The organism is Exiguobacterium sp. s152 (genome assembly GCF_018618335.1).
GTDB lineage: Bacteria > Bacillota > Bacilli > Exiguobacteriales > Exiguobacteriaceae > Exiguobacterium > Exiguobacterium chiriqhucha.
On the sequence record NZ_JACSLX010000022.1, the window covers coordinates 1 to 3,006 of the forward strand.

At 54.7% G+C, this 3,006-nt stretch carries 1 rRNA gene; it reads right to left on the reverse strand.

Going from position 1 to position 3,006, the window contains the following annotated elements:
• Positions 1–6 precede the first annotated feature (6 nt).
• Positions 7–2,920 (reverse strand): 23S ribosomal RNA (locus tag KNP72_RS15555).
• Positions 2,921–3,006 lie beyond the last annotated feature (86 nt).

Here is a 3,006-nt window from a genome sequence, read left to right on the forward strand (position 1 = left end):
TTAGACTAGATCAAAGCCTCGACCGATTAGTATCATTCAGCTCCACACGTCGCCGTGCTTCCACCCATGACCTATCTACCTCATCGTCTCTGAGGGGTCTTTCTTGATTGCTCAAAGGGAAATCTCATCTCGGAGGGGGCTTCATGCTTAGATGCTTTCAGCACTTATCCCGTCCGCACGTAGCTACCCAGCGATGCTCCTGGCGGAACAACTGGTACACCAGCGGTGCGTCCATCCCGGTCCTCTCGTACTAAGGACAGCTCTCCTCAAATTTCCTGCGCCCACGACGGATAGGGACCGAACTGTCTCACGACGTTCTGAACCCAGCTCGCGTACCGCTTTAATGGGCGAACAGCCCAACCCTTGGGACCTACTCCAGCCCCAGGATGCGATGAGCCGACATCGAGGTGCCAAACCTCCCCGTCGATGTGGACTCTTGGGGGAGATCAGCCTGTTATCCCCAGGGTAGCTTTTATCCGTTGAGCGATGGCCCTTCCATGCGGAACCACCGGATCACTAAGCCCGACTTTCGTCCCTGCTCGACTTGTAGGTCTCGCAGTCAAGCTCCCTTCTGCCTTTGCACTCTTCGAATGATTTCCAACCATTCTGAGGGAACCTTTGGGCGCCTCCGTTACTGTTTAGGAGGCGACCGCCCCAGTCAAACTACCCACCTGACACGGTCCTCCAGCCGGATCACGGCTGCGAGTTAGAGACTCTATACGCAAAGGGTGGTATCCCAAGGGTGTCTCCACCGAAGCTGGCGCTCCGGCTTCACAAACTCCCACCTATCCTGTACATCGCGTACAAAGCCTCAATATCAGGCTGTAGTAAAGCTCCATGGGGTCTTTCCGTCCTGTCGCGGGTAACCTGCATCTTCACAGGTACTATGATTTCACCGGGTCTCTCGTTGAGACAGTGCCCAAATCGTTACGCCTTTCGTGCGGGTCGGAACTTACCCGACAAGGAATTTCGCTACCTTAGGACCGTTATAGTTACGGCCGCCGTTTACTGGGGCTTCGGTTCAGTGCTTCTCTTGCGATGACACATCCCCTTAACCTTCCAGCACCGGGCAGGCGTCAGCCCCTATACTTCATCTTGCGATTTAGCAGAGACCTGTGTTTTTGCTAAACAGTCGTTTGGGCCTATTCACTGCGGCTTATGTTGCCATAAGCGTCCCTTCTCCCGAAGTTACGGGACCATTTTGCCGAGTTCCTTAACGAGAGTTATCCCGCGCGTCTTAGAATTCTCATCTCGCCTACCTGTGTCGGTTTACGGTACTGGCGCCGACCTCCTTACTAGAGGCTTTTCTTGGCAGCGTGAAATCCGGTACTTCGCCCTACGGGCTCCACGTCACAGCTCAACCTTGTGTGCCGGGCGGATTTGCCAACCCGACGGCCTCGCTGCTTGTCCGTGCACTTCCAGTCGCACGGTTACCTTATCCTTCTGCGTCCCCCCATCGTTCAAACGGTGGTACGGCGGTACAGGAATATCAACCTGTTGTCCATCGCCTACGCCTTTCGGCCTCGGCTTAGGTCCAGACTAACCCTGAGCGGACGAGCCTTCCTCAGGAAACCTTGGGCTTTCGACGGAGGGGATTCTCACCCCTCTTTTCGCTACTCACACCGGCATTCTCACTTCCAAGCGCTCCACGGCTCCTCACGATACCGCTTCACTGCTGCTTGGAACGCTCCCCTACCATCCCTTACGGGATCCATAGCTTCGGTGGTATGTTTAGCCCCGTTACATTTTCGGCGCGGCGTCACTCGACTAGTGAGCTATTACGCACTCTTTGAATGGTGGCTGCTTCTAAGCCAACATCCTAGTTGTCTGTGCAACGCCACATCCTTTTCCACTTAACATACACTTGGGGACCTTAGCTGATGGTCTGGGCTGTTTCCCTTTCGACTACGGATCTTATCACTCGCAGTCTGACTCCCGAGTACAAGTTGCCGGCATTCGGAGTTTGACTGAATTCGGTAACCCTGTGGGGGCCCCTAGTCCAATCAGTGCTCTACCTCCGGAACTCTACACCTCGAGGCTAGCCCTAAAGCTATTTCGGGGAGAACCAGCTATCTCCAGGTTCGATTGGCATTTCACCGCTACCCACACCTCATCCCCGCACTTTTCAACGTGCGTGGGTTCGGACCTCCAGTCAGTGTTACCTGACCTTCATCCTGGACATGGGTAGATCACCTGGTTTCGGGTCTACGACGACGGACTGATGCGCCCTATTCAGACTCGCTTTCGCTGCGGCTCCGCCTCATCGGCTTAACCTCGCCCGCCATCGTAACTCGCCGGTTCATTCTACAAAAGGCACGCCATCACCCGTTAACGGGCTCTGACTACTTGTAGGCATACGGTTTCAGGATCTGTTTCACTCCCCTTCCGGGGTGCTTTTCACCTTTCCCTCACGGTACTGGTTCACTATCGGTCACTAGGAAGTATTTAGCCTTGGGAGATGGTCCTCCCGGATTCCGACGGGGTTTCACGTGTCCCGCCGTACTCAGGATCCACTCTGGAGGGGATACGATTTCGGCTACAGGGCCGTCACCTTCTCTGGCCGACCTTTCCAGGTCGTTCACCTATCCTATCCCTTTGTAACTCCGTATAGAGTGTCCTACAACCCCAGGAAGCATGCTTCCTGGTTTGGGCTGTTCCCGTTTCGCTCGCCGCTACTCAGGGAATCGAATTTTCTTTCTCTTCCTCCGGGTACTTAGATGTTTCAGTTCCCCGGGTTTGCCTCACGCCGTGCTATGTATTCACACGGGTGTCCCGCCAGTCTCCCGGCGGTGGGTTCCCCCATTCGGATACCCCTGGATCAATGTGTACTTACCACTCCCCAGGGCATTTCGCTGTTCGTCGCGTCCTTCATCGGCTCCTAGTGCCAAGGCATCCACCGTACGCCCTTTCTACCTTGATCTAGCGTCTAAGACACACGGTCCTCACGGACCATATGTGAAATAATTGGTTTGATGTCTTGATGAATCTTCAGTTTTCAAGGAACAA